Source organism: Amycolatopsis sp. NPDC051903 (assembly GCF_044452505.1).
GTDB lineage: Bacteria > Actinomycetota > Actinomycetes > Mycobacteriales > Pseudonocardiaceae > Amycolatopsis.
In genome coordinates, this window is the sequence record NZ_JBITBT010000012.1 from 182161 (window position 1) to 188747 (window position 6587).

5 protein-coding genes are annotated in these 6587 nt (G+C 71.2%); 2 read left to right on the forward strand and 3 right to left on the reverse strand.

Annotated elements, in window-relative coordinates; translation table 11 throughout:
* Nucleotides 1–111: 111 nt before the first annotated feature.
* From ACIA77_RS25420 to tig, 3 genes are all read right to left on the reverse strand, one after another.
* Nucleotides 112–765: an ATP-dependent Clp protease proteolytic subunit gene (locus tag ACIA77_RS25420; protein WP_204094583.1), complete on the reverse strand. Its 654-nt coding sequence runs from the start codon at nt 763–765 to the stop codon at nt 112–114.
* 25 nt (nt 766–790) lie between these two features.
* Nucleotides 791–1390, reverse strand: coding sequence for a ClpP family protease (locus tag ACIA77_RS25425; RefSeq protein WP_395888459.1), 600 nt, complete (start codon nt 1388–1390; stop codon nt 791–793).
* A gap of 157 nt (nt 1391–1547) precedes the next feature.
* On the reverse strand, nt 1548–2936 hold the full coding sequence (tig, locus tag ACIA77_RS25430; protein WP_395888460.1) for a trigger factor: 1389 nt from the start codon (nt 2934–2936) through the stop codon (nt 1548–1550).
* 312 nt (nt 2937–3248) lie between these two features.
* Between tig and ACIA77_RS25435 the strand changes: the two genes are divergently transcribed.
* Both ACIA77_RS25435 and ACIA77_RS25440 read left to right on the forward strand, forming a co-directional pair.
* Entirely contained in the window at nt 3249–5315 is a 2067-nt protein-coding gene (locus tag ACIA77_RS25435) for a fatty acid desaturase (protein WP_395888461.1), read from the forward strand.
* Between the two features lie 4 nt (nt 5316–5319).
* Nucleotides 5320–6162 carry a fructosamine kinase family protein gene (locus ACIA77_RS25440; RefSeq protein WP_395888462.1) on the forward strand — a complete coding sequence of 281 codons (843 nt, stop codon included), beginning with the start codon at nt 5320–5322 and terminating at the stop codon, nt 6160–6162.
* The last annotated feature ends 425 nt before the right edge of the window (nt 6163–6587 follow it).

The window sequence follows — 6587 nt, forward strand, 5'->3', positions numbered from 1 at the left end:
GCCCCCCCCGCGCGCGCGCCCCCCGGCGGCCCCGGGCGGCCCCCCACCCCCCCCCCCCCCCGCCCGGCGGGGGGGGGGGGGCCCCCCCCCCCCCCCCCCCCGGCCCGGTGATCAAACAGCCGAAGCCTTCCGGTACGGAAGCACTTCGTCGATCATCCCGTAGGCCTTGGCCTCTTCGGCGGTGAGGATCTTGTCCCGCTCGATGTCGGCCTTGATCTGGTCCGGTTCCCTGTTCGTGTGCTTCGCCAGGATGACCTCCATCTGGCGGCGCACGCGCTGGATCTCGTTGGCCTGGATCTCCAGATCGGAGACCTGGCCGTAGGTGCCCTCGGTGGCGGGCTGGTGGATCAGCACGCGCGCGTTGGGCAGCGCCAAGCGCTTGCCCGGAGTGCCGGCCGCCAGCAGCACCGCGGCGGCCGAAGCGGCCTGGCCGAGGCACACGGTCGAGATGTCCGGGCGGACGTACTGCATGGTGTCGTAGATCGCCATCAGCGACGTGAACGACCCACCCGGCGAGTTGATGTACATGTTGATGTCGCGGTCCGGGTCCTCGTGCTCGAGGTGCAGCAGCTGGGCCATCACGTCGTTGGCCGACGCGTCGTCCACCTGCACGCCCAGGAAGATCGTCCGCTCCTCGTACAGCTTGTTGTACGGGTTGGACTCCTTCACGCCGTAGCTGGTGCGCTCGACGTAGGACGGGAGGATGTACCGCGACTGCGGGGTCTGCGGAGCCCGGAAGTCACCCGGGAGCCGGAAGTTGCTCATGAGAGGTCTCCTGTGTGCTTCGCGCTCAGTTGTTCGAGGTGATGCCGGCGGACAGCACGTGGTCGACGAAGCCGTAGTCCTTCGCCTCCTGCGCGGTGAACCAGCGGTCGCGGTCGCCGTCCTTGATGATCTGCTCCGTGGTCTGGCCGGTCTGCTCCGCCGTGATGCGGGCGAGCTCCTGCTTCCACTTGTTGAACAGGTCCGCCTGGATGGCGATGTCGGACGCGGTACCTCCCACACCGGCCGACGGCTGGTGCATCAGGATCCTGGCGTGCGGGAGCGCGTACCGCTTGCCCGGAGTGCCCGACGAGAGCAGGAACTGCCCCATCGAGGCCGCCATGCCCATGGCGTAGGTGGCCACGTCCGGGCGGATGAGCTGCATGGTGTCGTAGATGGCGAACCCGGCCGTGACCGAGCCACCCGGCGAGTTGATGTAGAACCGGATGTCGGACTCGGCGTCGTCCGCGTCGAGCAGCAACAGCTGCGCGGTGATCCGGTTGGCGATCTCGTCGTTGACCTCGGAGCCGAGGACCACGATCCGCTCCTGGAGCAACCGCTCGAACACCGAGTCGGTGAGGGTGAGTCCGGAGGTGCCGGTCCGCCCCTCGGGCATGTGCTGCTTCACGTCTGCCTGCCTTTTCGCCGGCGACGGCCCTTCTTCGTATCGGCCGCCGCTGTCGCTTCTAAGTGCTTAGCGTTTTCAGTGCTTGAGATCTTGCAACCGACCCTAACGAACTCGGGCGGTGCGGAATGCCCGACACCGCCCAAGTTCGCTTACAGCTTTACTCCGCAGGGGTAGCAGCCGCTTCCTCGGTGACCTGCGTCTCGTCGGTGGCGGGGGTGTCACCCTCGTCGGCACCGAACAGCTCGGTCAGGTCGACGGCCGCGCCCGACGCGTCCGTGACGGTGGTGCCGCGCACCACCGTCGCGAGCGCCTTGCCGCGGCGGACGTCGGCGTAGATGGCGGTCAGCTGGCCCGACTGCTGGGCGCGCTGCACGTACTCGTCGGGGCTCACGCCGAAGCGCTGGGCCTGGTAGATGATGCGCTCGGTGAGCTCGCCGTCGTTGACGGAGGTCTTCTCCTTGTCGGCGATGGTGTCCAGCAGCAGCTGCGTGCGGACCGCCTTCTCCGACTCCTCCTTGATCTCGGCGTTGAGCTCGTCGAGCGAACGGCCCTCGGCCTCGAGCGCCTGCGCGAGCTTGTCCTCGTCGTGGTCGAACGGGTGCACCGCGTCGTGCTTGCGGTTCTCGATCTCGGACTCGAGGACCTTCTCCGGGATCGGCACCTCGGTGCGCTCGAGCAGGATGTCGAGCACCTTGTCGCGGGCCTGCACGCCCTGCTGCATCTTCTTCACGCGGCCGAGGCGGTCGCGCAGGTCGCTCTTGAGCTCGTCGATGGTGTCGAACTCGCTCGCGAGCTGGGCGAACTCGTCGTCGGCCTCGGGCAGCTCGCGCTGCTTGACCGACTGGACGGTCACGGTCACCTCGGCGTCCTGCCCGGCGAACTCGCCGGCCACGAGCTTGGTGGTGAAGGTCTTCGTCTCGCCGGCCTCGGCGCCGATGATGGCGTCGTCGATGCCGTCCACGAGCTGGCCGGAACCGATTTCGTACGACAGCCCGGTGGTGGAGGCCTCCTCCACCGGCTTGCCGTCGACGGCGGCCGACAGGTCGATGGACACGAAGTCGCCGTTCTCGGCCGGGCGCTCGACACCGGTGAGGGTGCCGAAGCGGGCGCGCAGCTCGTCGAGCTGCTCGTCGACCTCGGCGTCGGTGGTCTCGACGTCGTCGACGCTCACCTCGAGGCCCTCGAGGTCCGGCAGCTCGATCTCGGGCCGCACGTCGACCTCGGCGCTGAACTCCAGCACGTCGCGGTCCTCGAGCTTCGTGACCTCGAACTCCGGCTGGCCCAGGGTGCGGACCTCGCCCTCGCGGACGGCCTCGATGTACTTGGCCGGGATGGCTTCGTTGACGACCTCGTCGAGCACCGGCGCGCGGCCGATCCGGCTTTCCAGGACGCGAGCGGGCGCCTTGCCGGGCCGGAAGCCCGGGATGCGCACCTGCTGGGCGATCTTGCGGTAGGCGCGGTCGAAGTTCGGCTTGAGCTCGTCGAACGGCACCTCGACATTGATCTTGACTCGCGTCGGGCTGAGCTGCTCGACGGTGCTCTTCAAGGTCTTCTCCTCGAGCGGTAAACGATGTGGGCCGGAACGTCCCTCGGGACGGCCCCGGTCACCTGCTGACCGGGACGTCCGAGTCTAGGCCAGCCGCGTGGGCGAACCTGGTCGGGGGCACCCGAGCACCCCGCCCGATCAGCGGTCGAGCACCCAGCGCGCACGCGCGGTCGCCCCCTGACGGAGATCGACTGCGCGCCGCACCCCGCAACGGGCCCCTTACATTCCTGCCGAAACCGATTTACAACGGCTTCCGCATTGTCTAAGTTTGCTGCGCTTGGCCAGGGAGCGCTCGACCGAGGAGACCGCTCGATGCCCGTCGTCGACAGCCGGCCGCCCTTCGCGGGCGAGCCGGGAGCGCTCGACGGTGCCACCGTGCCCAGCCCCCGGATCCCGCTGCCGCCCGCGTCGCTGCCCACGCTCGCCCTGTTCGCCGGCGGGCTCGCCGCGTGGGGCACGGCCACGTGGCTGCTGCTGGCCGGGCTGGCGCCGTGGTGGGTGACGATCCCGATCCACGCGCTCGTCACGTTCACGATGTTCACGGTCGCGCACGAGTCGGCCCACCACGCGGCCGGGAAGCTGACGTGGCTCAACGAGGTGCTCGGCCGGCTGGCGATGCTGTTCGTGGCCGCCTACGGGTCGTTCCCGTTCCTGCGCTTCATCCACATCGAGCACCACCGCAACACCAACGCCGACGCGAGCACCGACCCGGACGCGTGGACGTCGCAGGGCCCGTGGTGGCAGCTACCGTTCCGGTGGCTGACGATCGACTTCTGGTACGTGCGCTTCTACGCCCGGCACGTGCACGGCCGGCCCCGCCCCGAGCGCGTGGAAACCCTGGTGACGCTCACGGCGTTCGCCGCGGCGGTGGTGACGGTGGCGGCGTGCGGCCACGGCTGGGAGCTGCTCGCGGTTTACCTGGTCCCGCAGCGGCTGGGGCTCGCGCTGCTGGCGTGGTGGTTCGACTGGCTGCCCCACCACGGTCTCGGCGAGAACCGCTTCGGCGCCACGCGGGTGCGCGTGGGGCTGGAGTGGCTGATGACGCCGATCATGCTGTACCAGAACTACCACCTCGTGCACCACCTGCACCCGGCGATCCCGTTCTACCGCTACGTGCGCGCGTGGAACGACAACCGCGACGCCTACCTGGCCCGCGAAGTCGCGATCACCACGGCGTGGGGCCGCGAGCTGACGCCCGCCGAGTACCGCGCGTGGCGACGGCTCACCGAGTGCTTCGAGCAGCCTCCTGCGCCGGAGGCCGTGCCACGCGCGACGCGCCGCTTCCACTCGCTGCGGGTCACCGCGGTCGAGCCCGTGGCGCAGGACGCCGTGGCGATCACGTTCGACGTCCCGCCCGAGCTGCGCGAGACGTTCCGGCACGTGCCGGGCCAGCACGTCGTGATCCGCACGACGGCCGGCGGCAGCGCGGTCCGGCGCACGTACTCGATCTGCTCCCCCGCCGGGTCGGAGTCGCTGCGGATCGCCGTGAAGCGTCGTGAAGGCGGGGCGTTTTCGCCGTACGCGACGAGGCAGCTGGAGCCGGGTGACGAGCTCGACGTGCTGCCCCCGTCGGGCGGGTTCACGCTCGCGCCGCAGCCGGGCCGCACGGCGCACTACGTCGCGCTCGCGGCGGGCAGCGGCATCACGCCCGTGCTGTCGATCCTGTCCAGCGCCCTGCGCGACGAACCGCACAGCCGCGCAACTCTGTTGTACGTCAACACTTCCGGCGCGACGACGATGTTCGCCGACGAGATCAGCGCGCTCGCCCGCGACTGGGCCGGGCGCCTGCACGTGGTGCACTTCCGCACCGACGAACGGGATCCGGACCTGCACGCCCACCGGCCGGTGCGCCACTTCGACACCGTCGGCGAGGCGCTGGCCATCTCGCACGAGCGCTACCGCAGCGGCCGCCTCGACGGCACGCGGCTGCGCGCGCTGCTGCAGAACCGGCTCCACCCGGCGAAGGTCGACCAGTGGTTCCTGTGCGGCCCGCGCGGTTTGCTCGAGATGGCGCGCCGCACGCTGGCGGAGGCGTACGTGCCGGACGAGGACGTGTCGTTCGAGCTGTTCGCCGGCGCGCCCGCGCGCAGCCCGTCCGGCGCGTCGGCGGCGCTGGCCGTGACGGTGGGGCGTTCGGTGACCGACGTCGTGACCTCGCCGGGTGAGACGGTGCTGGACGCGTCGCTGCGCGCGGGGCTCGACGTGCCGTATTCGTGCACCGGCGGCGCCTGCGGGGCGTGCGTGGCGAAGCTGACGCGCGGGCGGGTCGACATGGACGTGCAGTACGCCCTCACCGAAGCCGACGTGGTGGAGCACCGGATCCTGACGTGCCGCGCCCGGCCGACGACACCCGAGGTCGCGGTCGACTACGACCGGTGAGAGCGTGGCCCGGGTGAGTGCCCCCGACGAAGTGATCACCCGGCTCACGGGACGGCGGGTGGTGCGCGCGCCCCGGCCGGGCGGCGCACTGAGCGACGCCGAACTCGACGACGGCCCGGTCGTGGTGAAGCGCGGCCACGCTCCCGGAGCGACGACGGCTGAAGCGGCGGGCCTGCGGTGGCTGGCGGAGCCCGGCGCCGTCGCCGTGGCGCGCGTCCGCGGCAGCGACGACGAGTGGCTCGTGCTTGACCGGATCGAGACCGCCCGCCCGACGCGCGAAGCCGCCCGCGACTTCGGCCGCGGCCTGGCGCGGCTGCACACCGCGGGTGCGCCGGCGTTCGGCGCGCCACCGCCGGGCGGTCCGGTCGACGCGTGGATCGGGCTGGCACCGATGAAGAACGTGACCGGCGAGCGCTGGTCCCCTTGGTACGCCGAGCACCGGGTCCTGCCGTACGTCCGGCGGGCGGTCGACGCCGGCGTCCTGGCCTCGGCCGAGGGGGCTGTCTTCGAGCGCGCCTGCGCCGCGATCCCGGACTCGGCCGAACCACCCGCGCGCCTCCACGGCGACCTGTGGAACGGCAACGTGCTCTGGACCGCCACCGGCGCGTGCCTCATCGACCCGGCCGCGCACGGCGGGCACCGCGAGACGGACCTCGCCCTGCTCCACCTCTTCGGCTGCCCGCACCTCGACGACGTCGTCGCCGCCTACGACGAAACCACCCCGCTCGCCGCGGACTGGCGCGAACGGATCCCGCTGCACCAGCTCTTCCCGCTCCTCGTCCACACCGTCCTGTTCGGACGCTCCTACGCGGCGCAAGCCCTTGCGGCGGCGCGAACCCTGGTGTGACGACACCACGGCCCGCCGAGCGCGCCGGCTCCCGCGACCGAGCTGGCGGCCACCGTCGTCACGGCCCACGCGACCCCATCACCGCCCACGACACCCCCGGACGCGAAACAAGCCCTTGCAGCAGCACGAACCCTCGCGTGACGACACCACGGCAGACTGGGTGCACCGGCCCCCGCGACCGAGCTGGCGGCCACCATCGTCACGACCCACGCAACCCCATCACCGCCCACGACACCCCCGGACGCGAAACAAGCCCTTGCAGCAGCACAAACCCTCGCGTGACGACACCACGGCCCGCCGAGCACACCGGCCCCCGCGACCGACCTCGCGGCCACCATCGTCACGACCCACGCAACCCCATCACCGCCCACGACACCCCCGGACGCGAAACAAGCCCTTGCAGCAGCACAAACCCTCGCGTGACG